The sequence below is a fragment of the Pectobacterium actinidiae genome (assembly GCF_000803315.1).
Taxonomy (GTDB): Bacteria; Pseudomonadota; Gammaproteobacteria; order Enterobacterales; family Enterobacteriaceae; genus Pectobacterium; species Pectobacterium actinidiae.
The window spans coordinates 364568-391516 of sequence record NZ_JRMH01000001.1; the positions used below are offsets into that span (position 1 = coordinate 364568).

Sequence of the window (26949 nt, forward strand, 5' to 3'; positions counted from 1 at the left end):
GGAATAGGCTGGATAATCAGTGTGGTAAACCTGCTTCTTTGACGGCAGGTTTACCAGATTTCTGTATCAGGAGGCTATATGAGATACGGCCTCACGAATTATTGACCAGTCTTTATTTTCAACCCAGACAAAGAGGCATCGACCCTCACTGCGTCTGGCCCACAGTTCTCCGATTCGTTTCTTTTCTCGGCTATCTCGGGTATCACTGATATGCGATCCTTTATACTCAACAGCAACGAGTGGGCCATTGCTCATTTGTATCAAAAAGTCAGGATAGAATCGGTCTGAGGCCGTTTGCAACCAGAAAGAGGTTGGTTTTTTCTCCACATTACGTAACCACCAATCGACACCCTCGAGCCTGTTGGCAATAAATTCGGCACATTCAAATTCTTCTCCAACATCTTTCAGATTACCGATAACGGGATAGAAATGACGTTTGAGATGAATAAACCCTGCATAACGAAAATCGTAAGCATATCGCCCAGGCTCCAACGACACGGCATGTTCGTCTAGCACTGCGAATTGTGATTCGTCATCAAACAAGTCGTTGAAGATGCGTTGCTTGGCGAGCACTAGCCCTGCTGCCATTTTTCGTTCCAACGCACCGCGCAAACGAAACTTTCGGTAGGCCAATTCGTCCAGAGAGAACTCTCTTTTTTCCAACAAATAATCAACCACTACATTGATCCATGCGACCTTTTTGTCCCGTTCGGAATAAGGGAAAGGTAGATTGCGGTCCAGCCAATAGATCAGATCAGTAGCTTCCCAGCCATGTTCTTTACCGAATAATGCCAGTTGATTATCTAATCGTTCATAAACACTACATTCGATTTTCTCTAATTGAGAAATATTTAATGCAGCGCGATACATGGTTTCTACATCATGGGTAAATTCGCTATCAGAAAGCACTGGGTCAAAATCCTCTATTTCCCAGTCAGCATCTAAAAGTGGAGTTTCATCAAACACATCAAAGAACCCAGATTGCCGGTATGTGAGTAAAGGTATATGCGCAGTATGTCCCCGATCTGCGGGTGTTATTTCCTTTTGTAGTGACGCATTTTGTCTGGATGACGCCATTTCAAGCCGGTTGAGAACGTCTTTAGCAATTTCTGGATGCTTGAATGTGTCGGCCAATTGTTGGATCTGTTTATTATTAGCGCCACCTTTTAATGTCAGAGTACCGCTCTCTGGTGAGATCTCTAGCTTGTCACGAAGTGATTTCGGTAATGTTTCCAAAGCGCTTTCATCTGGAAGGACGAGACTATTATCGGATTCGGGTAAAGGAATAACCAAATCGCCTTGGGGCGCGAAGAGATCTCCTGTTGATGGCGGTTCTCCATGGGTTTGAATCAAACTTTGTGTTTCGAGCCGTTCAAAACCACTTTGAACTAATCCATCACGCAATCCCTGAACTGTTGCCGCAAATTCTGATGATACGACGTAGGCATAACAACGATTAAGTGCCTCATGTAATTTTCTTTTAACATGCGGCATACGTAATATTCGGCCGAGGATTTGTTCTACCGCCGTAGCGGAAGTAGTATTGCGGAAAGAGAATAGCACATACGCAAAAGGGCAATCCCATCCTTCACGTAGTTTATCGACAGTAATGATGAACTGAGGATAGTCAGGATCCCCCGGTTTTTTACCCGATAATTCATCTTGAGCTCCTGTCGCTACAGCGATGGTATCAGCGGGTATGTTGAAATCATTAATCAGATGTTGTTTAACGCGCTCCGGCGTAAATGTCTCTTGCTCTTTTGCTTGGCGCTCGGCTTGTATCAACATCACAACAGGTTTGATTACTTCACCGGTTTGCTGGAATTCCTGAGCAGCCTCTTCTTCCAACTGCCGTAGTCGGCTAATAGCTTCTGCCATAGACCGCTGCCATTCTGGATGAACAGTGAGCTCCAAAGGTAACTTCAGCATATCTTCCGCTTGCAAGGTTGCAGCGGAGACACTCTTGAGGACATTGGATGGTTGATTCGCACGGTCAGGGGTTGCGGTCAACTCAAGTATGCACGCGGGGTTAAAGCGGACAAGAGTGTCGACAGCCAAGGGTGTTCCCTGATTATGCGCTTCATCAACAATAACAAAAGGGTGGCGTAGCCGGATGACATCCATGAGTGAATGTTCCCCCTTTTGTTCTGACGAAGTACCAGAGAAATGCGGCATTAGGCTGCCGTTTTGACGATAGACTCTCAAACCATCGTCAGTATCTCGCTTAAAACTCTGCATCGTGGCGACGATAATTGTGTTTCCGGTATTTAACGTGGCTGGTTGTATATATAAAGCTTCTTGAATATCCAACACATGTACTGAACCGAACAGATCACGCATATCTTGGTATAGTAGTTCCCCGGGCGTTTTCAGTGAGTGGAGTGTTTGTTCACGAATGGGATCTGATGGAACCAGCCATAAGATTAGGGCGTGCTCTATACCAAGAAAATATTCGTTAACGCGTTTTATCGACTGACCGGCGATACGGGTTTTCCCGCCACCGGTTGGAACCCGTAAACAAATATAAGGTATCGCTTCTGCGCCAGGTAAGGGGGAATAAGGCAGTGCTCGGCCGAAACCTTTGAGTGTTGATTCGCGAAAAGCCTCTGCTGGATCTTGCAATTCTCTACAGCGGGAAAGATACGAAGAGAAATCATCAAGAAGTTGTTCCTGATATGATTTCAGACTGTTCAGAGCCATGTTTTCACCGCCAGTTCATAAGGAAGTTGATGGAAGGTAATGCCTAACTGATTGAGTTTCTTCTTATCAAACCGGGAGCGAGCGGCATATACGACTCGCGTACCGGAAAAATGTGGTGGGGTGATTTCATCAAGAAACTTCAGGGAACGATGATTAAGAACATTACCGCCAATATCTGAGCGATCTTTCAATATGCCGTTGTACAGAAGAAACACGGCTTTTTCCTGATGTACACCGAGGAATGGTGTGGCTGGCTGTTCCTTGGCTAAAGGTGATACTGTTAAGCCTGAGCCGGTTTCCATAAACCAGATAAATTCACGTAGTTGATTGAATGTCACATCATGGCGAATAGGACCATTCGGTAGAAATAAAGGCTCCTTGGAAAGACGAAAATATTGAAAACCGCTGCCTAGTCCAGCTACCGAGTTGCGTTTCTTTCCAGTTAAGGGTACGTAACCGTCAATAGCTTTACGAATGCGCTCGCGTGTTTTATTTATCGCAACATTATTATCCATTTCTATAAGAATGAAATTTATTGGTTTTTTGTTTCCTTGGTTTAATTGAAGTACAGCGTGGGCGGTTGTTCCTGAACCAGCGAAACTATCAAGAACTACATCTCCCGGTTGAGAAACCATTCCTATTAAATCAGCAACTACGGCTGAATCTTTTGGAAAAGGGAATGCTCCTGGACCGAGTATTTTTTCAACTTCAAGAGTTGCACCTCGACCATCTTTGTAAAAAACACTAAGCATCGGCTCTTCATCGATTTCGGACAAATAACTTTTACGATTAGGTATTGTTGTATGGTCTTTACCGAAATGAATACGTGGCGGAGAATCGGCCAATGCAGCTTTGGTTTTATTCTCTTCCCAACGCCAACCAGTTGAAGGTATAGCACAAGGTTGTTGAGTGATTGGATGAATAATAGGATAACGAGGTCTATTTTCTCGCCCATCATCAGGGCCGTGAAAGTTATCAGGGAAATATAATCCCCTCTCATCTGACCAGTTATAATGTTTATGAGCCTTACGAGGATCATCTTTTGATAATGAACGATACCACGACATCATATCATTTCTTATTTTTATATGATCATTTAAGTGTTTTTTTCTTAAATTATTATAATGCTCTAATACTTCATCAACCCCCGGCTTTTTTCTACGCCAGCGAGTTTTTTGTTTTTTCAAGAAGTCTTTGTTTTTAGAAAATGCGACTATATATTCGTGAGTTACTGCAACAAGTTTCGCATCTCCTTTTTTCCCTTTTCCCCAGACTATGGTTGCTATTTCATTAGGTGCACCAAATATTTCTCTCATCAGAGATTGAAGATTTCCTATTTCATTATCATCAATAGATACAAAAATAACACCATCATCACGAAGAAATTGTTTTAACAATACTAACCTAGGATACATCATGGATAGCCAGCGGTCATGACGATCTAAAGTTTCACCTTCTTTACCGACAACCTCCCCTAGCCATTTTCTAATTTCAGGGCTATTGACGTTATCGTTGTATACCCAACCTTCATTTCCAGTATTATAAGGTGGGTCGATATAAATACATTTAACTTGGCCTGCATAACGTGGTAATAATGCTTTCAGTGCCTGTAAGTTATCACCTTGAACAATAATATTCCCACTATCGTCTTGTCCATGAGATAAATCAGCATCATGTTCAAGCAAACGAAAGGGAACATCTTTGTGATGCTTAATAACGGCTTCTTTGCCGATCCAATTTAACGTTGGCATTAGTCAGGATCCTGTCCAGTTTTATTATGCTGAGGGCAGGAGTCAGGTCGTGTAATACCGGTCAGCGGATATTCAATCCGGTGCGTTTTTTAGGTAAAAAATAATTTTTAAGCCATTGTATTTAAATGACATTTAATCAATGTGGTTGAATACCCTCGAGAAGTGTTAAAATCATACTGTTTATCATATAGCTGGCTGAGGGGCTGGCTGGAAGTGGAATGACGTCACGCACCGGATTGAATAGAAAGTTGTTTTTTATCCACATATCCATGAGTAAATATCTTGATAAGGCTGTGTCCATCAAAAGCGCGGAGTAATGGTGTTAGCTCATAGCCAAGTTATTAAATTTAATAGAGTTTCTGGAGTACTAGTAATGTTCAGTCGAGAGGCGCTAAACGTAAAATTCAATGCGAATACTCCGAACCCCTCTCAAATCCCCCAAAACATAAGATTGATAGCATCCTTGATCTCATCCGCGTAGTCGCCAAGATCCGCAATCACTTCACCAATCACCTCAACAGGAACACTCGACAGCTCTGTGGTCATCAGCCGATAATCTTCGCCGTCGATGCCGATCAGAGGGAACAGCGTTTTATTCACTTTCTCAGACAGGTGATGTGATTCGATAAGCGGAATGACCATACGCCGCTTGGGTGTCTCGACAATATCGCTTTGTACATCGACAAACATTTTGTAGTGACTGGCGCGTTTGTATTGATAAACAATGAATTGCATGATCACCAATTCCTGTTTTCATCTGCAAAGGAGCCATTCTGCGCGATAAATCGGGCGACTTCTTCCATCCCTTCGCGGTTTTCCTTCTTCCACTCTTCAGCCTTGATACGGCGGGCTTCTTTGCCAATGGCGTCATTCACCAGCCCGGAAATATTGACTCCGGCGGCACTCAGAACCTGATAATTGTCTTTGTCCACGGTAACGCTGACGCGGTGTTTCATGATAGTGATCCTCTTTTATGCACACTCTAAGTATATACTTCGCATGGTTGTTCAGCAATTAGCCAAGATTCAAATCCAAACCCCTCAACTCATCAAATGTATAAACCCGAAAAACATTGCGGTGCTTCGCTTCCAACGGGATACGCTGATGGCTGACGATGGCGTATTTCACGCTATTGAATATCCGTTCAATAGCTCGCTTTATCTGCGGATCGGGCACGATATAGAAGACGTACATCCAACGTTTTTGAGTACGAGTTATCAAATGTTGGGTGATTATCGCCTGATAACGGGCTTTGGTTTTTAGATGGCGCTCAGTCTCAACGGCGATGACGGTTCCGTCTGGTAACGTTATCACCCCAGCCGGGCGATGATATACCTCATAGCGGCTGAGGAATGTTGAATCAGCGCCGCTGATCCACCCATAAGCGCCTTTCTTCTCAAGAAGGAGCCGCGCTAGCTGACGATCAAGGCGCTGTATCAGTGTCCAGCCAGTGACTTTCGAGGGCTCAAACCGTGCAGGAAAACCATCCTCATGGGGTGTGGCAACAACGGCTAATCCGCCATTGGTGATCCCCCACAGAGAGATTTTCACCATTCTGGTGTTTATTTCATGCTTTTGGATCAATCCCATGTCGATGGCTTTTGCCAGCAGCAGATAAAGCGGCTTGTGATTTTTATAATCAAAAAGCTGCATCAGGGTTTTAAAATCGCTGTAGGTTTCTTCTTTCAGAAAGGTGAGCAGACATCGCATTTTTTCGTGACTACGCGCCCGGCGTTCACGGTAATCGTAAATAAGCATGCATCCTCCTTCACATTTTATTTGGCTGGTTCTCTCTTTTGGCTTTATCGCCTCATTGCATGGGCGCATACCTTCGCCCACTGGCATGAGTCGACGTCATGAGGCGATCTCGTGGGGATAAAGAGGTGGCAGCTTTGCAGCCATGCGCCGGAAAACACATTTTCCGGCACAGAATGGCGTGCGCCAGTTCATGCGGGCTGGACGCCCTTATTGCCTGTCGCATGGGGATAATGTCGCGGCTGGACGCCACGCCAAAACCCCCAACGTCAACGGCGGCACACCGTCGCGCGCTACGCGCGACTACCCCCTTTGAGACGCCGTTTTTAGCCCACTTTTTCTTTTGCCCGTTCCGGTCAGCGAAAAAATGGGAAAACGCCTTCAAAGTGGGTAGTCGCGCCTCGCTACCGGCTGGTGGCCGGAGACTTAGCCGCGACGGTGTGCGGGGCTGAAGCCCCCCAAATAAACCGACGCGTGGGCGCGTCTTTTTGCTCGCTGGGGCGGCAAAATTTATTCGGCTCCCCCCGGCCTGCTCGGTTTCCCTTGGGGGAAACGCTCACGGGTGGGTTCGGGCGACGCAAATTAGCAATTTCTGTGAAATTGAATTTACTCGCCTCACGCCACGGATGAATGCCCGCGAGGCGCAGGCATTCATCCGCCTAACCCCGTCGCGTCCTGCGTCGTGGCTGAATGGCCTGTTGAGCGCGGTCAGCGTTGCGAAAATAAAACGTGTTGGCATGTCTTCTCCCCACAGGAATCAGCCAGTAGAGGAGACTATCGGGAAAGGGGGAGGATGACTGCGAACAACTCAATATCTGACGGGAAGAATTATGGTTATTCAGCGTCGGAAGCAAAAAAGCTCTGACCTAACGGCAGAGCTTTAATCAGGCTGGTGATGTTCAGATGGCTATCTGGCGGTGAGTGAATGTGCGCGTTTGTGCATCGTGGTAAGGGCAGGGATAAGTAGACTGATTGCGGTTAACCCGTGTCCCAACTGGCATAAGCTTTCTGGTGTCGATTCGCACACGTCATTATCGGCAAAGGTAATCAGCGCATCGCCAATGAAATTCAGGCAATGGCAAAGCCCGGCCTGTGTTTCGGCGCAATACTCAGTGACCAGAGAGAGTTCGTCATTGTCCATGTTTGAAAAATCCAGATGAGCCAGCGCGGCACTCATGGCGGAGTAACGGTTCTCATAATCCGGCAGTGATTGATAAGACGCGCCCGTGTTACTATCGGTGTCAGCCATAGCATTAGTCCTCATAATGTTGTGGTCAGAAGCCCGGTTAGTGTTCCTAGCACTGCCGGGCTTCGCTCTTTACTGTTGCAAAACACCATGTAATTGCGGTGTAATTACAACTATACCATGCTATGGAATTTGTAATTACAATGTCAAGTGAAAAAACAAAAACAGACCAGTATCAAATTCGACTGTCCCATGAGTTTCGTGCGCAGTTAGAGGAACAAGCCCATAAGGATGGCGACAAGACATTGGCTACGTGGATCAAGCGTGTTCTGCGTAAGGAACTCCAGACGCGCGGTATTGAACCAAAAGGCTGAACGGTGGTTTGAGTCAGTCGATGTAGCAAATACTAACGTGTAAGAAACGTTTGGCGGAATGCCCGAATGATTTTACGACAACGCTCCTGACGGGTTTTCTATCACATAGAAAGCCCGTCAGGAGCCAACAAGCGCAGCGCGTTAGCCAGCCGAATGACTCCGCGCATAGATATACGGTGCGACGTAGCCCTCACGGTTGACGTCCAGATAATCCGACCACCACTGCATCATTTCGATTCTGGCTTCCAGATGTTCCGCTTTATGTACATACGCCGCCCGTACACCGTTGCGTTCTTTGTGGCTCATCTGCCGCTCAATGGCATCCTTTGACCAGCGTCCGGACTCGTTCAGGGCGCTACAGGCCATGGTTCTGAAGCCGTGGCCGCAGATTTCGGTTTTGGTGTCATAGCCAATCACGCGCAGCGCCTTGTTGATGGTGTTTTCACTCATCGGCTTGTTCAGGGTATGTGCGCCGGGAAAAACGAAGACCGATTCGCTAGAAATCGCCTGAATCTTTTTCAGCAGGGTGACTGCCTGCCGTGACAGCGGCACCAGATGTTCATCCTTCATCTTTGCGCCACGCTCTGAGAACCGCACGCCGTTTACCGCTTCGCGCTGGGCGGGCACGCTCCAGATATGCGCTTTCAGGTTGAATTCATCCCAGCGGGCAAAACGTAGTTCACTGGAGCGCAGGAAAACATGCAGATTCAGCTCCAGTGCCAGACGGGTGAGCATCCGGCCTTTGTAGTTCTCCATCTTCTCCAGCAGTTCAGGCAGGCGTTTTAGCGGCAGGGCGGGATGATGTTGGGTCGCCACCGGGGTCACGACGCCGTCCAAATCGTAAGCCGGATTGTATTTGATGACGCCCTGTTGTACGGCGTGGCGCATGATTTTGGTCAGATGCTGGCGCACTCGTCCGGCGACGTCATGCACCCCTTTATCGTCAATGGCCTTAACCAACTGCGCGAGATGGCGGGTTTCAACCTGCGCGATATCCATCGAGCCAATCGCGGGGAAAACGTAGCGTTTCAGGCAGGTGAGGATTTTATCGGCGTGGGCTTCCGACCAGAGTTTCAGGCTGCTGGTGTGCCACGTCTGAGCGAGATACTGAAAGGTGCGGGATTCATCAGCTGTGAGATTGTTCGTTTTGCGAAGCTGAGAAGGGCTGATGCCGGATGCCAGCAATTTACGCGCCGCATCGCGCTTTTCGCGGGCTTCCGCCAATGTAGTTTGCGGGTAGGGGCCAAAGGCCAGACGGTTTTCTTTACCGCCGAAGCGATAGCGGAAATACCATAGCTTAGCGCCGCTGGGTGATACCGTGAGGTACAGGCCTTGCGAGTCGGTGAGCTTGTAAGATTTTGCGAGAGGTTTCGCGGATCGGACTTTGCTGTCAGTTAACATATGAGGGTCACTCCCGTTCATCGAACTGAATGACCCGCAATCTGACCCACAAATTCCCCGATACGAAGGGATAAATCAAAACGCATCGGAAAAGATTTTTACGCCAACTTATTGAATCGCAACAACATAGGGATTGATAAGGAGGCATAAAAAAGGAAAGATGGTGCCCGGACTCGGAATCGAACCAAGGACACGAGGATTTTCAATCCTCTGCTCTACCGACTGAGCTATCCGGGCAACGGGGCGCATTAAACCGTATTGGCCGCGTGGCGTCAACGGGTTTATCAACGAAAGCGCGGAAAACCCTGCTGACTGCCGACTTTTCAGCCAAAATGCGGGCTTTACCGCATTTTGTGTCTGAAATCAGGTGAGTGCGCCATTTTTACGACATAGCGCAAAGCGTAATACGTCTTCTGCCAGCCGCTGGGCAGTGGCGATGCTGGCGGCTTGATGCTTGACCAGTAGGTTGCTCAGGCAGCCTTCCAGAATCAACTCCATCTGCTGTGCTACCATTTCGGGGTCGTCGGTTTCCAGCTCTTCCAGCAAATCACGGGTGTACTGGTAAGACGCCAGCTTCTGCTGTTCCGCGATCTGATGGATAGGATGGTTGATATCAGGGAAGAAGCTGCACGCCGCAATAAACAAGCAGCCCGGATAGCGCTGTTTGTTCACCGATTCATGCAGTACCTGATAGCGTGCCAACAGCTTCTGCTCGATGCTTTTCTCGTCGTCTAAGAGAAGCTGGCGTCGCCAGGTATCAACCTGCTGGCTATGGTGACGCAGGCCGTCGTACAGCAGCGCCTCCCGATCCGGCCAGAATGGCGTCAGTTCCTCTACCGGAACCCCCAGTTTTTCCGCCAGCATATCCAGCGTTGTCATGGCAAATCCGTGCTGCTCCAGCAGAGTAAGCGCATGTTCAAGAACGTCTTCCCGTTGCATTAAGTCTCCTCCAGAAGCACATATATCGTGTTGTTTATGGGCTGAACGTCTGCAAATGTGCCTGAAATTGTTCAGCGTTCATAAAACCGGTGACGCGCGAGCCGGGGATCTCTTTCCCCTGAGCGTCAAAAAAGACGATGGTCGGCAGCCCTAAAACCTGTAGCTTTTTCAGCAGCGCGTTTTGTTCTTCGCGGTTAGCGGTGACGTCCGCCTGTAGTAGCGTGATGCGCGACAAATGGTTTTGCACCGCCGGGTCGCTGAACGTGTATTTCTCGAACTCTTTGCAGGCTACGCACCAGTCCGCGTAAAGATCGAGCATAACAGGCTGAGCGCTCTTTGCCAGCGCGCTGTTGAGATCGGCAATAGTAGCGACGGGGGCGAAGTTCAGTGCCGATGTGTGGGCTTGCGCCGTGCCAGTCGGGGGGAATACCCAGTCTTGCAGCGGTTTAGCGCTGATCACTACGCCTGCCAGCAGCAGCAACTGTACGCCACGCATCCAGCCTTTATTGCTACGCAACGTCAGCATAAGCGCCCAGCCGAAGAAGGCGATGCCGAGGGTGCCCCACAGCCGCATTCCCCAGGTTTCCCCCAGAATGCGTTCCAGCAGGAAGACGGGCAGTGCCAGAATAATGAAGCCAAACGCTTCCTTAACGTATTGCATCCACGGGCCGCTGCGCGGCAGCAGTTTGTTGCCGAACAGCGTGACCAGAATGAGCGGTAAGCCCATGCCCAGTGCGTAGAGATAGAGCGTGCCGCCACCTGCCAGCATGTTGCCGCTCTGGGCGATATAAAGCAGGATGGCGCTGAGGGGGGCGGTGGTGCAGGGGGAACAAATTAGCCCAGCCAATGCGCCCATGCAGAATACGCCGGTAACGGAACCGCCTTGCTGGCGGTTGCTCCACTCTGTCAGCCGGGTTTGTACCGATGATGGGAGTTGGAGCGTATACAGACCAAACATGGATAGCGCCAGTGCAGCAAACATCACCGACAGACCAATCAGAATGTACGGATGCTGGAGCGCGGCCTGAAAGCGTAATCCAGCAGCGGCGACAACCAACCCAAGCAGCGTGTAGGTCAGCGCCATACCCTGAACGTAGGTCATCGACAGCAGCAGCGTGCGGCGTGGCGTCAACTGTTCTTTTCTGCCCAGCACCAGGCTGGCAATCAGCGGGTACATCGGCAGGACGCAGGGGGTGAAGGCGACACCTATACCGATCAACAGCGCCCACCACGGTGAGAACGGCATCGGCGTGGTCTGCGGCGGTGCCGTCTGGGCTGATGCGGTATTCGATGTAGCCGTGCCTGCGTTAACAAGCACCTGGCTGAGAGGAACGACGCGCGTTTCCGGCGGATAGCAGAAACCCGCATCGGCGCAGCCTTGATAGGTGACTTTGACTGTCGCGCCGCTTTCAGCTCGTTCAATGGGAACCGCTAGCGCCAATCGATCCCGAAAAATAAAGACCTGACCGAAAAACTCGTCGTTATGACTTTCTCCCTGCGGCAATTCCACTTTGCCAAGCGTGGCACCGTTCCCTTCGATCTTAATTTGCGCGCGGTACAGGTAGTAATCGGGATGGATATCCCAGCGCAGATTGAGCTGGTTCCCCTGTTGCTGAAACTCAAAGGCGAAAGCCCCATCGACTGGCAGAAAGCGCGATGTCGGGCTGTTGCCAAATAGCTTCTGACCGAAGGAAGAGGCGGCCACACTGGGTGTGCCGAAAGCTGTCCATAACAGGAAAATCAGCGTAAAGATGCGTTGAGCCATGTCAGATAATCGCTATCGCCCCCGGATACCGGCAGGACTAACAGCTCCGGCGTATCGTAAGGGTGTTGTTGTTTCAGGTGAGTCAGCAGCGCTTGCTGATGTGAGGTGTCGCTTTTTATCAGCATTTGTACTTCTGATTGCTGTTCGAGCTTGCCTTCCCAGTAGTAGAGCGAACGTGCGCCGGGCAGCAGGGTGACGCAGGCGGCAAGCCGCGTTTCCAGCAGCGAATTGGCAAGCCGTTGTGCGCAGGCGTCGTCAGGGGCGGTACATAGTATGACGACAGCGTCGCAAAGCGGGCGGTCAGACATCACATCCTCCGTGTCAGATGAGCAAATTCCAGACAACCAGAGCCACACTATACCTTGCTTTATTGTTTGAAGGGAATGAACTGCGCAAGGGGATGAGGCGGATCGACGAGTCAAGCCGATCCGCGAGAGACTGTCTGAAAGGCAATCTTTAGATCAGGATGCTACCGAGGATAAAGCCAAATATCACCGACAGCGTAATCGCCATCACGCCGGGAATCAGGAAGGAGTGGTTAAACACAAACTTGCCGATGCGCGTTGAGCCGGTGTCGTCCATCTCCACCGCCGCCAGCAGAGTCGGGTAGGTAGGCAGAACGAACAGGGCGGAAACGGCAGCAAAAGACGCCACGGCCGTGACCGGAGACACGCCCAGCAGCAGCGCAGCAGGCATCAGCGCTTTTGCCGTTGCCGCCTGAGAGTAAAGCAGCGTCGCGGCGAAGAACAGCACGACGGCCAGCATCCACGGGTAGCTTTGCAGCAGCGCGCCAGCGGTATCTTGAATATCGGAAATATGCGCTTTAACAAAGGTATCGCCCAGCCAGGCCACGCCCATCACGCAGATACAGGCGCTCATGCCGGATTTAAACGTGCTGGCGGAGAGGATGCGCGCGGTGTCGATTTTGCAGGTAAGGCAAATTAGCGTGGCGATCGTCAGCATAAAGACCACAATCGCTTCGTTGCGTGGCAGAACCGGATTCTGAATCAGCCCAACGGTGCCGCTGATTGCCGTGGCATACAGAACCACCGCGACGATGCCGATCAGAAACAACATCACGGAAAGCTTGGCACCCGGTTTGATCTCATGTTGGCTATTTCCGCGCAGCGTGGTTTCGCCTTTTTTCAGACGTTCCTGATAAATCGGATCGTCTTTCAGCTCTTTACCCAGGAAATTGGTCACAATCGCCGTCAACAGGATCGCTGCCAGCGTGGTAGGAATACAAATCCCTAACAGCAACAGGTAGCTGACCCCATGTGGCTCAAGAATACCAGCGACAAACACCACCGCCGCCGAGATCGGCGAGGCGGTAATCGCGATTTGCGACGCGACAACGGCGATAGAAAGCGGGCGGGAAGGGCGAATCCCCTGCTCTTTGGCGACTTCGGCGATCACCGGCAGGGTGGAGAACGCGGTGTGTCCGGTTCCGGCCAGAATCGTCATGAAGTAGGTGACCAGCGGTGCGAGAAAGGTGACGTATTTCGGGTGCTTACGCAGCAGTTTTTCCGCCAGACTGACCAGATAATCCATTCCGCCCGCCACCTGCATGGCGGCGATGGCGGCGATAACGGCCATGATAATTTCAATGACATCAAAAGGGATAACGCCGGGCTTTATCTGAAACCCCAGCGTAAGAACAAGCACTCCCAGACCACCGGCGAAACCAATGCCGATGCCTCCCAGTCGTGCCCCCAAATAGATGGCGAGCAGAACGATCAGTAACTCAAGACCAAGCATGACTATGCTCCTTAATTAATAATAAAAATTGCATAACTTATTCTTATGGCCGTAGGCGGCAAAAAATAAAGGCACGCTGTTCTTCGTGAACGGACGTGCCTGTTGGAATTAGATGTCGGTATTAGGGAAGCTCGTTTTCATCGGTGTAGCGTTTGGCTTTGTACGCCGGATGCATCAGGTTCTGGATGGAGAAAATGTCATCCAGCTCGGCTTCCGTTAGCAGGCCGCGCTCCAGTACTACTTCACGCACGCTTTTCCCCGTTTCGGCGCAGATCCTGCCGACGATATCGCCATTGTGGTGGCCGATAAACGGGTTCAGGTACGTCACAATTCCGATGGAGTTGAAAACGTAGGCTTCGCACACGCTCTTATTGGCCGTGATACCATTGACGCATTTCTCCAGCAGGTTGTAGCAGGCATTGGTCAGAATGTGGGTCGATTCAAACATCGCCTGACCAATGACTGGTTCCATCACGTTTAACTGTAATTGCCCAGCCTCTGACGCCATCGTGACGCAGGTGTCGTTACCGATGACTTTGAAACATACCTGATTGACGACTTCCGGCACCACTGGGTTAACCTTGGCGGGCATGATCGAGGAACCTGCCTGCAACTCGGGCAGGTTGATTTCATTCAGGCCAGCACGCGGGCCGGAAGAAAGCAGACGCAGGTCATTACAGATCTTCGACAGCTTCACGGCCAAACGCTTCAGCGAACTGTGTACCATCACATAGGCACCGCAGTCTGACGTCGCTTCGATCAAATCTTCTGCTGGCACACACGGCAGGCCGCTGACTTCCGCCAGACGCTGCACCGCCAGTTGCTGATAGCCGTCCGGCGTGTTCAGACGCGTACCGATTGCGGTCGCACCCAGATTGACTTCAAGCAGCAGTTCCGCCGTGCGCAGCAGGTTTTTGATTTCCTCCTGCAACAGGACGTTGAACGCATGAAATTCCTGACCGAGCGTCATCGGCACCGCGTCCTGCAACTGGGTGCGCCCCATCTTCAGCACGTCTTCAAACTCTTTGGCTTTACGCTCGAAACCCTCACTCAACTTCGCGATTGCCTCTGTCAATTTCAGTATGGCTGCATAAACCGCGATACGAAATCCGGTAGGGTAGGCATCATTGGTGGATTGGCACTTATTCAGGTGATCGTTGGGGTTCAGATACTGGTATTCGCCTTTCTGGTAGCCCATCAACTCCAGACCAATATTGGCTAATACTTCGTTGGTATTCATGTTAACCGACGTGCCAGCGCCCCCCTGATAGACATCTACTGGAAACTGATCCATGCATTTGCCGTTATTCAGCACTTCATCGCAGGCGCGGATAATGACGTCGGCGATTTTTTTCGGGATAGTTTGCAGCTCTCTGTTCGCCAGCGCCGCGGCTTTCTTCACCATCACCATACCGCGCACGAATTCGGGGATGTCGCTGATTTTAGTCGTGCTGATATAGAAATTTTCGACGGCGCGCAGCGTATGAACGCCATAATACGCGTCTGCGGGAACTTCTCGGGTGCCTAACAGGTCTTCTTCAATACGGATGTTTTCTGACATGAGAGTGCTTATCCTGTTGTGCGACTAGTGATGTAACTAGACGTTGTGGGCTGGTGTGTCGGGCGGCGTTATCTGTTATCTCGGATAAACCGTCTTATCTCGGCAATAGTCTCGGGATGTTTGACCAACCAGGTATCCATTGCCGTGAGGATATGTCGTTACGACAGCGAAAAACAGGTGTTTAGATCACTATACTGGCGTTCTCTACCACTACGGTAAATGAACTGTGACTGTAGTCACGAGTCACTATTTTAGAACAATAATCGTAGGGCGGTGGCTTGAAAATGCGGAAAGCCGTACCCATTTCAGTAAATCATGATGTGCCGGATCGCAGAGCAGGCGCGCGTTTTACCTAATCCATTGGTAGTAAAGCGTACTGAATTTTCAATAGCGATGGCTTAACACGTTCTTATCAACATACGTTTTTATTAAAAACAGTACGCGTAAAAACACAGGAGTACCGGGTGCGCTGGTTACCGTTATTACTTATTTTTCTTTTAGCTTACATCGAGATATCGCTGTTTATTCAGGTGGCTGAAGTCCTGGGCGTCGCGATGACCCTGCTGCTGGTCGTCTTCACGTCCTGTGTGGGCGTCTCGCTGGTGCGTAACCAGGGGATGAAAACGCTGGTACAGATGCAGCAGAAAATGGCGGCGGGTGAAAGCCCAGCGGCCGAGATGGTAAAAAGTGTTTCGCTGGTGCTGGCGGGCTTCCTGCTCCTGATTCCGGGCTTCCTGACTGACTTTCTGGGGCTGCTGTTACTGCTACCGCCGGTGCAGAAAAGGCTGACGCTTAAACTGATGCCTCACCTCCATGTCTGGCGTTCTGGTTCTGGCCCAGGCGCGTCGTCTTCCGGCGGTAACACCTTTGAAGGTGAATACCAGCGCAAGGATGGCGGGCGCGGAAATATTGAACACCGTGACGATCGTGACGACCATTAACGTCAGGACAAATTGAAAAAGCAGATAAGGGTTATCATATTGATAATCCTTATTTTTTATAAGGCGTCAGCGACAAGCATACGCCTAACGCAAAAAAAATGAATTTTTTCCCTTGAAGGGCAGCGAAACGCCCCCACTTAGAACACCACAAGGCCGATTATGAAAAGCATAATCGTTATGAAAACATAGTCGGCGTTTATCCTAAACCGATATGGACTTTCTCAAAGGAGAGCTATCAATGAATATTCGTCCATTGCATGACCGCGTGATCGTCAAGCGCAAAGAAGTTGAGTCAAAATCTGCTGGCGGCATCGTACTGACTGGTTCCGCTGCTGGTAAATCTACCCGCGGTGAAGTTCTGGCCGTAGGTCATGGACGTATCCTGGAAAATGGCGAAGTGAAGCCGCTGGATGTGAAAGTTGGCGACATCGTTATTTTCAATGATGGCTATGGCGTGAAAGCAGAGAAGATTGATAACGAAGAAGTGTTGATCATGTCTGAAAGCGACATTCTGGCAATTGTTGAAGCGTAATTGCGCGTAATCATCTGAACTGAAAGAATTTGAGGGAAATAGACCATGGCAGCTAAAGACGTAAAATTCGGTAATGACGCACGCGTAAAAATGCTGCGCGGCGTAAATGTACTGGCTGATGCAGTGAAGGTTACCCTGGGCCCGAAAGGCCGTAACGTTGTGTTGGATAAATCCTTCGGTGCACCGACCATTACTAAAGACGGCGTATCTGTTGCGCGTGAAATCGAGCTGGAAGACAAGTTCGAGAACATGGGCGCGCAGATGGTGAAAGAAGTTGCCTCTAAAGCGAATGACGCAGCAGGCGACGGCACCACGACCGCAACCGTATTGGCGCAGGCTATCATCACTGAAGGCCTGAAAGCTGTTGCAGCGGGCATGAACCCGATGGATCTGAAGCGCGGTATCGATAAAGCCGTTGTTGCCGCTGTTGAAGAGCTGAAAGCCCTCTCTGTACCGTGCTCTGACTCTAAAGCGATTGCTCAAGTTGGTACCATCTCTGCTAACTCCGACGAAACCGTAGGCAAAATGATTGCCGAAGCCATGGACAAAGTCGGTAAAGAAGGTGTTATCACCGTTGAAGAAGGTACTGGTCTGCAAGACGAGCTGGACGTGGTTGAAGGTATGCAGTTCGACCGTGGCTACCTGTCTCCGTACTTCATCAACAAGCCGGAAACTGGTGCTGTAGAACTGGAAAGCCCGTTCATCCTGCTGGCTGACAAAAAAATCTCTAACATCCGCGAAATGCTGCCAGTACTGGAAGCCGTAGCGAAAGCCGGCAAACCACTGGTTATCGTTGCTGAGGATGTTGAAGGCGAAGCGCTGGCAACGCTGGTGGTTAACACCATGCGCGGTATCGTGAAAGTTGCTGCGGTGAAAGCACCGGGCTTCGGCGACCGTCGTAAAGCCATGCTGCAAGACATCGCGACGCTGACTGGTGGTACCGTTATCTCTGAAGAGATCGGTCTGGAGCTGGAAAAAGCGACGCTGGAAGATCTGGGTCAGGCAAAACGCGTTGTGATCAACAAAGACACCACCACCATCATCGATGGTACGGGTGAAGAAGCTGCGATCCAGGGCCGTGTTGCTCAGATCCGTCAGCAGGTTGAAGAAGCAACGTCTGATTACGACAAAGAAAAACTGCAAGAGCGTGTGGCTAAACTGGCCGGCGGCGTAGCCGTTATCAAAGTTGGCGCAGCAACTGAAGTTGAAATGAAAGAGAAGAAAGCACGCGTTGAAGATGCCCTGGCTGCGACTCGCGCCGCGGTAGAAGAAGGCGTGGTTGCTGGTGGTGGTGTGGCGCTGGTTCGCGTTGCCGCTAAACTGGCTTCTCTGACTGCTCAAAACGAAGATCAGAACGTGGGTATCAAAGTTGCGCTGCGCGCGATGGAAGCGCCACTGCGTCAGATCGTTTCCAACGCTGGCGAAGAGCCATCTGTGGTTGCGAACAGCGTTAAAGCAGGCGAAGGTAACTACGGTTACAACGCCGCAACTGAAGAATACGGCAACATGATCGACTTCGGTATCCTGGATCCAACCAAAGTAACCCGTTCTGCATTGCAGTTCGCGGCTTCCGTTGCTGGTCTGATGATCACTACCGAATGTATGGTTACCGACCTGCCGAAAAGTGATGCACCTGACTTAGGTGGCGCTGGTGGTATGGGCGGCATGGGTGGTATGGGCGGCATGATGTAATGTGACACCATTGTCGCCGGAAGCCATTTTCTGGTGACAGGGTCAGGTTACAGACAGTCGTCTTTCTGTCCTTCAAAGAGCACTATCTGGTCGCGAGACTGGGTGGTGCTTTTTTTATGCACTGCATTGCTGAAATGTTGCCACATCAGGGATGAATTGGTTTATAGCGTGTTATCGGGTAAGCATTCTGCGCTACAATAGGGACGCTAACTTTATTTACGAATGCTTTATTACAGAAATACCCTGTTTGGAGTGGGGATAATGTCTGACGATGCGTCTACGCTTCTGCGCACCATTTCCTGGTTTACTGAGCCCCCTTCGGTATTACCTGAGCACATTGGTGACTGGCTGATGGAAGCCGGCTCGATGACGCAGCGGCTTGAAAAATATTGTGCCCAACTCAAGGTCACACTTTGTCGTGAGGGATTCATTACGCCACAGGCTCTGGGCGAAGAGTGCGAACAGTTGCCATATAGTGAGCGTTACTGGCTGCGTGAAGTGGTGTTGTATGGTGACGATCGCCCCTGGCTGTTCGGCCGTACCCTTGTTCCACAACAAACGCTCGACGGCACCGATTCAGCCCTGACAAAAATAGGCACGCAGCCGTTAGGCCGTTATCTATTTGAGCAAAAATCGCTGACGCGTGACTACATTCATACCGGATGCTGCGAAGGCCTATGGGCGCGGCGTTCTCGCCTGTGTCTTTCAGGTCATCCGTTATTGTTGACTGAGCTTTTCTTACCGGAATCACCGATTTATTTCACCCGGTGATGAAGGTTGGCAGGTAATTTGAGGAGATAAATCCTTGGAAAGAAGTGTTACAGCAGGGAAATGGCTGGCTTATTGTCGCTTGATGCGGATTGATAAACCGATAGGTTCTCTGTTGCTGCTGTGGCCAACGCTATGGGCGCTGTGGCTGGCGGGCGGGGGAGCGCCTGCTCCGTGGACGCTGTTTGTCTTTGTCGCTGGCGTTTTCTTAATGCGTGCGGCTGGCTGCGTCATCAATGATTATGCCGATCGTCATTTTGACGGTCATGTAAAACGTACCGCTTCTCGCCCCTTACCCAGCGGTGAGGTGAGCGAGCGAGCGGCCAAAGTGCTGTTTGTCATGCTGGTCTTGCTGGCGTTTGGTCTGGTGCTGACGCTGAATAAGATGACGATCTGGCTGTCCGTTGCGGGGCTAGTTCTGGCATGGGTCTATCCGTTTATGAAACGGGTCAGCCATCTTCCTCAGTTTGTGCTGGGCGCGGCGTTTGGCTGGTCAATTCCGATGGCTTATGCGGCGGTGAGTGAAAGCCTGCCAGCGAGCTGCTGGATGATGTTTTTAGCGTATATTTGCTGGACGGTCGCCTACGATACCCAATATGCGATGGTGGATCGTGATGATGACCTTAAGATCGGCGTGAAATCCACGGCGATACTATTTGGTCGTTTTGACAATCTTATCATCGGGTTATTGCAGTTTGGTATGCTGGCGCTGCTACTGGTTTTGGGTATCATTACCGGATTAGGAATGCCGTACTATATTTCGCTATTGGTGGCTGCGGGAATGTTCGTTTATCAGCAAGTGCTGACTTCCGAGCGCGAGCGCGATGCCTGTTTTAAGGCATTCCATAATAATAAATATGCGGGTATGGCAATATTTATTGGCGTGCTGTTTGGCTTATAGAGCGAATTATCAGAGATAAAAAAAGCAGCGATTTCTCGCTGCTTTTTTTATGGTGAAAGGCGTTGAAATGTTTGTCATACCAAACACATCTACAGTTTGATGGCGGCGTGTTATCCGCCATTTCCCCGTGATTCCTGTCCGACTACGCCTGCTTTGTTTCTTCCGCGTTTTCTACTGCCGGATTATTGGTTTCTATCTGACTGTCGATCCCCAACTGATTGTTGGCTTCCATGTCAGCAGATGAGCTGGCGCTTTCGATCGTTAACCGAACTTCCGGGGTGATCAGATCGCCGAGGATATTGTAGATTGCCACGATATCGCCTTGCGCCGTTTCCGCACTGTCGGTGATATATCCTTCAGTACGTAAGGTTGCGACCAGCGTTGAGAACACCGCTTTATCAAAGAATTCCGGCGCATTTATTCCGTGCAGAACGGACAGGCGCTGTGCCATGTTCCGGCTTTCCTTCTCCAGCGTTCCACGGTTGATTGCTGGGTTCGCGCACAGCAAGGACAACGTGATCGCATAGCGTTGCAGCGTTTCACGCACGCCTGCTGACAGCAGTTGCAGTGTACGGATGCGTGGCGGATTGATAGCTAACTGACCGTCACGACTGCACAGTAGCTCTTGTCGAATCAGTTCGTTAGCCAACGTTTCCAGTACGTCCGGCAACTGCTCTTTGGAATAGTGCAGGAATAGCTCAGCTTGCAGCAGCGGATAGATCAACGTGATTTGTCGCACGACGTCGTCAAGCGTAATCCGACGATGATGGATGACGATGCTGGCAAGCAGTGACGGCAAGACCAACAGGTGCTGGATATTATTGCGATAGTACGTCATCAGTACTGCCTGTTCGCGTGGCAGAATGATGATATCGCCAATGCTATCCTTCTCGACTTCAAACTTGTTCATGCCCAGCGCGTGTTCCAGCAGTTCATCCGCTGTCTTCTTCGGTGCCGTAATATCTTTATGATAAGGAACCTGACGCAGCAACTGTAGATAGCAATCCAGCTGTTCGTGCATTTGTTCGCGCGTCAGTGAGCGCTGGCGCGAGGCTAACAAGGCCGTAGAGCACAGGTTCATCGCGTTTGCTGCCGCGGAATTATTGATGCGCACCATGATATCCATAGAGATATCTTGCACCGTCGGCGTGAGCCAGCTTGGACGCTGTGCCTCGATGGGATCGATCGCATCACGCCATTGCGGAACATGCTGATTAAGATAGGTTGTCAGAGGGAGTGGTTCACCGAAGTTCACATAACCCTGACCTAAATTACGCAGTTTGCGCAAACCGCGCACCATCTGCATAAAACCTTCTTTCTCCTTCGCCGCACCGCGCAGCTCTTTTGCATAGGTGCCGACTTCCATCACATGTTCGTAGCCGACATAAATCGGTACCAGCGTGATAGGGCGCGTACCGCCTCTGAGCATGGCCTGAATGGTCATCGCCAGCGTACCGGTTTTCGGCTCTAACAGACGGCCCGTGCGTGAACGTCCGCCTTCCATGAAGTATTCAACCGAATAACCGCGAGCAAACAGCTCACCCAGATATTCACGGAAAATCGTGGAATACAGCTTGTTGCCTTTGAAGGTACGGCGAATAAAGAATGCGCCAAGACGGCGGAAGATCGGTCCTGCTGGCCAGAAATTAAGGTTGATGCCTGCGGCGATGTGTGGCGGCACTAAACCCTGATGGTACAGGACGTAGGACAGCAGCAGGTAATCCATGTGGCTGCGGTGGCAGGGCACATAGACAATACCGTGGCCATCCTGTGCCAGTTGGCGAACACGCTCGGCGTTGTGGACGTTAATCCCCTGATAAAGGCGGTTCCACGTCCAGCTTAATACGCGATCCGACAGACGCACGGCCTCGTAGGAGAAATCGGCGGCGATTTCTTCCATCAGCGCAATCGCATTCTGCTGCGCTTTCTCATAAGAAATCTTCTTACTGCGCGCCTCATCGTCTACGGCTTTCTTGATCGCTTTGGAATCCAGCAGCTTGTTGAACAGCTCCTGACGCACCGGCAAGCGCGGTCCAACTGCCGCCAAACGCTGGCGGGAGAAATGCATACGTGCGACACGCGCCAGTTTGTGGGCTATGGTTTTGTCAGTGCCGTGCTCGGTCGCCATATAGCGCAGCGACACCGGACTGGAGAAGCGGACAAAACTGTCGCGGCCTAGCCACAGGACGGCGAAGAATTTCTCGATACCGTTGAGCAACCGGAGGTGTGGTGCGGCCTGAGAGTGGCCTTCCCGACCCGGAGAACGCCCAAACATCACGGAAACTGGCACCATCTGTACGTCTAAGTCTGGATTGGCACGATGCAAGTCCAGATAGTCGTGGAACAGCTTGACGGATTTCTGCTTGGGAACGTAATAGCGGAAGACACGCGGCCCGTCATTAATAAAGACGTGGCTAGGAAGTTCGACGCCATTGAATTCGAACGATACCGAAGGATCGGGTAGCCCCAATGCCAGGCATTTCGCACGTAGCGTCAAGAGATCCGCCTGAGAGTTATAAGGCAGAACATAGAGTATAGGACGTGAGGGATCTAACCCCAACTCGACCACGGGATCTGCGGGAATGACTTTGCTTTTCACCAGCAATTTCAGTGGGAGATTCAATAATTTATAGTAAATTTTACGCCAACCTGACATAACAACGTGGAGCCTCTTGTTAGCAATGCGCCGCAAGGATACCAGAAACTGCGCCGGAGATCTGTGGTGATGAGACAACACGAGCGCGTTAAAATGCGAACTATTTTGCATAAATAGCGGAGGATAAATGAATAAAGCAACGGGGATGACCCGGATTATTAAGGCGACCGGTTATTCCTTTAAGGGACTGAAGCAGGCGTGGCAGCATGAGGCGGCGTTTCGTCAGGAGACAATTCTGACCCTTGTCGGCGTCATTGTTGCGTGTTTGCTGCCGGTTACGCTGGTCGAAAAACTGCTGCTGATCGGGTCTGTGGTATTGATTATGCTGTTTGAGTTGGCTAACAGCGCCATTGAAGCGGTGGTCGATCGCATTGGACTTGAGCATCATGAATTATCCGGTCGGGCGAAAGATATCGGTTCGGCTGCTGTCTTTGTTGCCATCTTGTTAGCCGCTGTCGTGTGGGGCAGTATCCTCTGGCAACATTTTGCCTGACGGCGCGCATAAATGAGTAAAAGTCAGGGGCTTTGCCGATATCTTCATTCCCAATTGTGCCTTACCTGTATATACTCACAGCAAGACTGTATAAACAACCAGGGGGCGGAATGAAAGTACTAACAGCAAGGCAGCAGCAGGTTTATGACCTGATCCGCGATCATATTGCGCAAACCGGAATGCCGCCAACGCGCGCGGAAATTGCTCAACAACTGGGGTTTCGCTCTCCCAATGCGGCTGAAGAACATCTGAAAGCGCTGGCGCGTAAAGGTGTGATTGAAATTGTATCGGGCGCTTCTCGTGGTATTCGTCTGCTGATGGAAGAAGAGACGGGTATTCCTCTGGTTGGTCGCGTGGCCGCAGGTGAACCGCTGCTGGCGCAGGAACATATCGAATGTCACTATCAGGTTGACCCTGCGATGTTCAAACCCAGCGCTGATTTCTTGCTGCGGGTGAGCGGTATGTCGATGAAAAATATTGGTATTATGGATGGCGATTTACTGGCCGTGCATAAAACAGAAGATGTGCGTAACGGTCAGATTGTCGTCGCGCGTATTGACGATGAAGTGACGGTGAAGCGCTTGAAAAAGCAAGGCAATATGGTGCACCTCCTCGCTGAAAATGAAGAGTTTGCCCCGATTGTTGTCGACCTGCGTCAGCAAAGCTTTTCGATAGAAGGTTTAGCCGTTGGCGTGATTCGTAACAGCGACTGGAGCTAACCATTCGCAGAGATGCACTGCTCGTCTGTTCGGGTCAGTGCATCATGTTTTGCGTTAATCTTTTAGCGTGTTAATCTGCTCATCGTATATATTTAGTTACATTTCGTGCGCGTTTTCTACGATCTCCATTACTCTCTGTTTTATCACTGCTTTTTGTGGTTATTTCCCTTTATTAATGCCCTATCCAGTTACAGATTCCTGTTTTTTTATCTTAAGTGAAATATTCGACTATAATTTTTATCAAGGTAAGCATTTTTATCTTGATTGATCGTTTGCCGATTGAGCATTAGCTATCACATGTAGATAGCTCCGGTAATCAAGGCAGACAGTGGCGAAGAGTACCGTCATGTTTCACATAGTTATGATGCTGCTTACTGAATAAACCTATTTATCTGAAACTGACGCATAAGTCGGTAGTTACGGTTTTTTCATGCGCAATTCACCTAAGGTACGGAGATTCTTATGAATAAAGACCAAGCCAGCGGTAACTGGAAACAGTTTAAAGGTAAAGCGAAAGAGCAATGGGGCAAATTAACGGATGACGATCTGACGGTCATCGAAGGTAAACGTGACCAGCTTGTGGGGAGAATCCAGGAGCGTTACGGATACGAAAAAGAAGCGGCAGAGAAAGAAGTGAAACACTGGGAAGAGCATCACAAATATCACTGGTAGCGAACGTGATGCTTCTTTGCTGAAAGAGACGATAGCCCTTAGGGCTATCGTTTTTTAATGGGAACCGTATGGTCGTGATCGCAATGATCCGGCTGCTTGCATGATGCGACTTCCTGACAGCCTCCACATAACCCGTGTGCTTCCACAACGCTGTGGCGCAGTGTAAACCCCGACTGCTGTGCCAGGTTGCGTAATGTTTCTTCCACACCCTCGGTTTGGCGCTCGGTAACCTGCCCGCAGCGATCGCAGATGAAAAGGGCAGATGTATGGCTGTGGTCTTCGATATGGTGACACAGCACGTAGCTGTTGTTTGATTCGACTCGATGAATGAAGCCTTGTTCCAGCAGAAAATCCAGCGCGCGATAGACGGTCGGCGGTTTCGCCTGAGGCTCGGAAACGCGCAGCAAATCCAGCAGGTCATAAGCGCTAATAGCACCAGACTGCTGTGCCATAAGGCGTAAAACCTCTAACCGCTGTGGTGTTAGACGCACAGCGCGCTGCTGACAAATCTGTTCAGCCTGGGCAAGAAGTTTGTCCTGTTTGGTTGAATCCATTGTCATATCACCCTGACGCATTGAGGAACAAGACGGATATCTTACCACGACTGAATAAAAACGCCGAACTGGCGGCGTTTTCCTGCGAATACAACTCCCTACAAAAACAGCGGACAGAAGTGCTACACAACCAGATCGATGAGCAGTGCCCGCAAAGGCGACTCTGCCTGTAGCGTCAACACCGTTTCGTCCTTAATAAAAGCACCGTCGCCGCAGTGTAGTGTTTCACTGTTCTGGCTGCCTTTCACCGCCATTGAACCGTGGATTAGCTGGAGATACGCCTGATTCCCCTGTAGCGCGATCGTGCTTTGCTCATTCTGCTGGAGATCGACATGATGGATCCAAACCTGCTGTCGCAGTTGCAGGCTGTTGTGTTCACCTTCCGGTGAAGCAAGCAGAGTGTGGTTTGATGAATTTAACCCCATACGCTGCAACGGGCTGTTCTCTCGGGTCTGGCAGGCATTCAGCCATAATTGCAGCCGCGTCAGCGGCTTATTGGCGCTGGTATTATGTTCGCTATAGCTGACGTTTGGCTGAGTGGCGAGCAACAGCACATCTCCGGTTTTAGCCTGAATGTGGCAACCGTTGCTGTCGCGGTATTCCGCTTCGCCCTGAAGAATAATGTTCAGAATATCAACCCGTGGGTAGGTTCGCGGCTGGAATGAGGCCCCCGGTGCCAATACTTCCTGATTGAGCACGCGCAGAGAAGCGTAGCCCAGCAGCTGTGGGTCAAAATAGTGACCAAAAGAAAAGGTATAGCGAGCCTGTAACCAGCCATAGTCGGCCTGGCCGCATTGCCCCGCTGCTCTTCGTGTGATCATAATTTTTATCCCCCAGAGAATTATTTATTAAACCGATAGTAATTGTGTGGACGTTGGATTGTTAGCTAGTTAATCTGGTGGGTATGTTCAAAATTCCTGAATGAGTACGAAGATGGCGAAAGAACGAGCATTGACGCTTGAAGCGTTGAGGGTGATGGATGCGATCGATCGCCGTGGCAGCTTTGCCGCTGCGGCAGACGAGCTGGGTAGGGTGCCTTCGGCACTGAGCTATACCATGCAGAAACTGGAAGAAGAGTTAGATGTGGTGCTGTTCGATCGTTCCGGCCATCGTACTAAATTCACGAATGTCGGACGGATGCTGCTGGAACGCGGACGTATCCTGCTGGAAGCGGCGGATAAACTCACTACGGATGCAGAAGCGCTGGCTCGCGGCTGGGAAACGCACCTGACGATTGTGACGGAAGCCCTGATTCCGACTCAGCGGATTTTCCCATTAATCGATAAACTGGCGCTCAAAGCCAATACGCAGGTATCGATTCTGACGGAAGTGCTGGCGGGGGCGTGGGAGCGCCTTGAACAAGGGCGAGCCGATATCGTGATTGCGCCGGACATGCATTTTCGTGCCTCTTCCGAAATGAACACCCGTAAGCTGTACACGATGAATAACGTTTATGTTGCCAGCCCAGAGCATCCGATTCATCAGGAACCTGAACCGTTATCGGATGCAACCCGGGTAAAATATCGTGGGATTGCGGTGGCGGATACTGCGCGCGAACGCCCGGTACTGACCGTGCAGCTGTTGGATAAACAGCAACGTCTGACGGTGAGTTCGCTGGATGATAAGCGGCGTGCGCTGCTGGCGGGATTAGGCGTCGCGACCATGCCTTATCCAATGGTGGCGCAAGATATTGCCGAAGGGCGTTTACTGGTCATTGGGCCGGAGCATCAGATGGAAAGCCAGATTATTATGGCGTGGCGGCGAGACAGCATGGGTGAGGCGAAATCCTGGTTCCTGCGTGAAATTCCAAAACTGCTTAACCAGCCTTAAA

Annotated in this window: 26 protein-coding genes and 1 tRNA gene; 11 read left to right on the forward strand and 16 right to left on the reverse strand. The window is 50.5% G+C overall.

From position 1 onward, the window contains the following. Nucleotides 1-66: 66 nt before the first annotated feature. The 5 genes from KKH3_RS01505 to mobC all read right to left on the reverse strand — a co-directional run bounded on the left by KKH3_RS01505 (nucleotide 67) and on the right by mobC (nucleotide 6209). Nucleotides 67-2700, reverse strand: coding sequence for a DEAD/DEAH box helicase (locus tag KKH3_RS01505; RefSeq protein WP_039355206.1), 2634 nt, complete (start codon nucleotides 2698-2700; stop codon nucleotides 67-69). Beyond that, nucleotides 2691-4451, reverse strand: coding sequence for a site-specific DNA-methyltransferase (locus KKH3_RS01510; protein WP_039355212.1), 1761 nt, complete (start codon nucleotides 4449-4451; stop codon nucleotides 2691-2693). Before KKH3_RS01510 ends, KKH3_RS01505 begins: the two co-directional genes overlap by 10 nt. A 429-nt stretch (nucleotides 4452-4880) precedes the next feature. Next, entirely contained in the window at nucleotides 4881-5186 is a 306-nt protein-coding gene (gene ccdB, locus KKH3_RS01515; protein ID WP_039355214.1) for a type II toxin-antitoxin system toxin CcdB, read from the reverse strand. A gap of 2 nt (nucleotides 5187-5188) precedes the next feature. Then, entirely contained in the window at nucleotides 5189-5407 is a 219-nt protein-coding gene (gene ccdA / locus KKH3_RS01520) for a type II toxin-antitoxin system antitoxin CcdA (RefSeq protein WP_015855076.1), read from the reverse strand. A gap of 58 nt (nucleotides 5408-5465) precedes the next feature. Further along, nucleotides 5466-6209, reverse strand: a complete 744-nt coding sequence (mobC, locus tag KKH3_RS01525) for a MobC family replication-relaxation protein (RefSeq protein WP_039355216.1) — start codon at nucleotides 6207-6209, stop codon at nucleotides 5466-5468. Nucleotides 6210-6351: 142 nt separating this feature from the next. Between mobC and KKH3_RS22150 the strand changes: the two genes are divergently transcribed. Beyond that, on the forward strand, nucleotides 6352-6522 hold the full coding sequence (locus tag KKH3_RS22150) for a hypothetical protein (RefSeq protein WP_159440266.1): 171 nt from the start codon (nucleotides 6352-6354) through the stop codon (nucleotides 6520-6522). A 591-nt stretch (nucleotides 6523-7113) separates the two neighbouring features. Here the strand turns inward: KKH3_RS22150 and KKH3_RS01530 are convergent. Continuing rightward, the gene (locus KKH3_RS01530) at nucleotides 7114-7455 is read right to left on the reverse strand and encodes a hypothetical protein (protein WP_039355218.1); all 342 of its coding nucleotides are present in this window, start codon (nucleotides 7453-7455) and stop codon (nucleotides 7114-7116) included. Nucleotides 7456-7595: 140 nt separating this feature from the next. On the opposite strand from KKH3_RS01530, the gene KKH3_RS22155 reads away from it, so the two are divergent. Beyond that, the gene (locus KKH3_RS22155; RefSeq protein ID WP_162847981.1) at nucleotides 7596-7766 is read left to right on the forward strand and encodes a hypothetical protein; all 171 of its coding nucleotides are present in this window, start codon (nucleotides 7596-7598) and stop codon (nucleotides 7764-7766) included. 141 nt (nucleotides 7767-7907) lie between these two features. Here the strand turns inward: KKH3_RS22155 and KKH3_RS01535 are convergent, their stop codons facing one another. From KKH3_RS01535 to aspA, 7 genes are all read right to left on the reverse strand, one after another. Beyond that, nucleotides 7908-9167: a tyrosine-type recombinase/integrase gene (locus KKH3_RS01535; RefSeq protein ID WP_039355222.1), complete on the reverse strand. Its 1260-nt coding sequence runs from the start codon at nucleotides 9165-9167 to the stop codon at nucleotides 7908-7910. Between the two features lie 161 nt (nucleotides 9168-9328). After that, nucleotides 9329-9404: transfer RNA gene (locus tag KKH3_RS01540), tRNA-Phe, on the reverse strand. A gap of 126 nt (nucleotides 9405-9530) precedes the next feature. Beyond that, nucleotides 9531-10106, reverse strand: a complete 576-nt coding sequence (locus tag KKH3_RS01545; protein ID WP_010301517.1) for a transcriptional regulator — start codon at nucleotides 10104-10106, stop codon at nucleotides 9531-9533. 34 nt (nucleotides 10107-10140) lie between these two features. Continuing rightward, nucleotides 10141-11871 (reverse strand): protein-disulfide reductase DsbD, encoded by a 1731-nt coding sequence (locus KKH3_RS01550; RefSeq protein ID WP_039355224.1) that lies wholly within the window; start codon nucleotides 11869-11871, stop codon nucleotides 10141-10143. Next, complete coding sequence (gene cutA, locus KKH3_RS01555; RefSeq protein WP_014914061.1) at nucleotides 11847-12179, reverse strand: divalent cation tolerance protein CutA; 333 nt, start codon at nucleotides 12177-12179, stop codon at nucleotides 11847-11849. The genes KKH3_RS01550 and cutA overlap by 25 nt, the downstream gene beginning before the upstream one ends. Before the next feature lie 148 nt (nucleotides 12180-12327). Continuing rightward, the gene (locus tag KKH3_RS01560) at nucleotides 12328-13629 is read right to left on the reverse strand and encodes an anaerobic C4-dicarboxylate transporter (protein ID WP_039355225.1); all 1302 of its coding nucleotides are present in this window, start codon (nucleotides 13627-13629) and stop codon (nucleotides 12328-12330) included. Between the two features lie 121 nt (nucleotides 13630-13750). Continuing rightward, nucleotides 13751-15190, reverse strand: coding sequence for an aspartate ammonia-lyase (gene aspA / locus KKH3_RS01565; RefSeq protein WP_039355226.1), 1440 nt, complete (start codon nucleotides 15188-15190; stop codon nucleotides 13751-13753). 464 nt (nucleotides 15191-15654) lie between these two features. Here aspA and KKH3_RS01570 point away from each other — a divergent pair, with 464 nt between their 5' ends. The 5 genes from KKH3_RS01570 to ubiA all read left to right on the forward strand — a co-directional run bounded on the left by KKH3_RS01570 (nucleotide 15655) and on the right by ubiA (nucleotide 20024). Continuing rightward, the gene (locus KKH3_RS01570) at nucleotides 15655-16131 is read left to right on the forward strand and encodes an FxsA family protein (protein ID WP_039355227.1); all 477 of its coding nucleotides are present in this window, start codon (nucleotides 15655-15657) and stop codon (nucleotides 16129-16131) included. A gap of 238 nt (nucleotides 16132-16369) precedes the next feature. After that, complete coding sequence (locus KKH3_RS01575) at nucleotides 16370-16663, forward strand: co-chaperone GroES (protein WP_005971295.1); 294 nt, start codon at nucleotides 16370-16372, stop codon at nucleotides 16661-16663. Between the two features lie 45 nt (nucleotides 16664-16708). Beyond that, entirely contained in the window at nucleotides 16709-18355 is a 1647-nt protein-coding gene (gene groL / locus KKH3_RS01580; protein ID WP_039355228.1) for a chaperonin GroEL, read from the forward strand. Nucleotides 18356-18616: 261 nt separating this feature from the next. Further along, a complete protein-coding gene (gene ubiC / locus KKH3_RS01585) occupies nucleotides 18617-19126 on the forward strand; it encodes a chorismate lyase (RefSeq protein ID WP_039355229.1) in 510 nt (169 codons plus the stop codon). A gap of 34 nt (nucleotides 19127-19160) precedes the next feature. Continuing rightward, complete coding sequence (gene ubiA, locus KKH3_RS01590) at nucleotides 19161-20024, forward strand: 4-hydroxybenzoate octaprenyltransferase (RefSeq protein ID WP_039355230.1); 864 nt, start codon at nucleotides 19161-19163, stop codon at nucleotides 20022-20024. A gap of 142 nt (nucleotides 20025-20166) precedes the next feature. Here ubiA and plsB read toward each other — a convergent pair whose 3' ends face one another. Then, the gene (gene plsB / locus KKH3_RS01595) at nucleotides 20167-22680 is read right to left on the reverse strand and encodes a glycerol-3-phosphate 1-O-acyltransferase PlsB (RefSeq protein ID WP_039355231.1); all 2514 of its coding nucleotides are present in this window, start codon (nucleotides 22678-22680) and stop codon (nucleotides 20167-20169) included. 127 nt (nucleotides 22681-22807) lie between these two features. Between plsB and KKH3_RS01600 the strand changes: the two genes are divergently transcribed. The 3 genes from KKH3_RS01600 to KKH3_RS01610 all read left to right on the forward strand — a co-directional run bounded on the left by KKH3_RS01600 (nucleotide 22808) and on the right by KKH3_RS01610 (nucleotide 24564). After that, nucleotides 22808-23173, forward strand: coding sequence for a diacylglycerol kinase (locus tag KKH3_RS01600; RefSeq protein ID WP_039279313.1), 366 nt, complete (start codon nucleotides 22808-22810; stop codon nucleotides 23171-23173). A 110-nt stretch (nucleotides 23174-23283) separates the two neighbouring features. Next, nucleotides 23284-23892, forward strand: a complete 609-nt coding sequence (gene lexA / locus KKH3_RS01605; RefSeq protein ID WP_039355232.1) for a transcriptional repressor LexA — start codon at nucleotides 23284-23286, stop codon at nucleotides 23890-23892. A gap of 462 nt (nucleotides 23893-24354) precedes the next feature. Beyond that, nucleotides 24355-24564 (forward strand): CsbD family protein, encoded by a 210-nt coding sequence (locus KKH3_RS01610; protein ID WP_010282913.1) that lies wholly within the window; start codon nucleotides 24355-24357, stop codon nucleotides 24562-24564. Nucleotides 24565-24608: 44 nt separating this feature from the next. On the opposite strand, the gene zur is transcribed toward KKH3_RS01610, so the two are convergent. Both zur and KKH3_RS01620 read right to left on the reverse strand, forming a co-directional pair. Then, nucleotides 24609-25118 carry a zinc uptake transcriptional repressor Zur gene (gene zur / locus KKH3_RS01615; protein ID WP_039355233.1) on the reverse strand — a complete coding sequence of 170 codons (510 nt, stop codon included), beginning with the start codon at nucleotides 25116-25118 and terminating at the stop codon, nucleotides 24609-24611. Nucleotides 25119-25240: 122 nt separating this feature from the next. After that, nucleotides 25241-25939, reverse strand: a complete 699-nt coding sequence (locus tag KKH3_RS01620) for a pirin family protein (RefSeq protein ID WP_039355234.1) — start codon at nucleotides 25937-25939, stop codon at nucleotides 25241-25243. A 112-nt stretch (nucleotides 25940-26051) separates the two neighbouring features. On the opposite strand from KKH3_RS01620, the gene KKH3_RS01625 reads away from it, so the two are divergent. Further along, the gene (locus KKH3_RS01625) at nucleotides 26052-26948 is read left to right on the forward strand and encodes a LysR family transcriptional regulator (RefSeq protein ID WP_039279321.1); all 897 of its coding nucleotides are present in this window, start codon (nucleotides 26052-26054) and stop codon (nucleotides 26946-26948) included. Nucleotide 26949 lies beyond the last annotated feature (1 nt).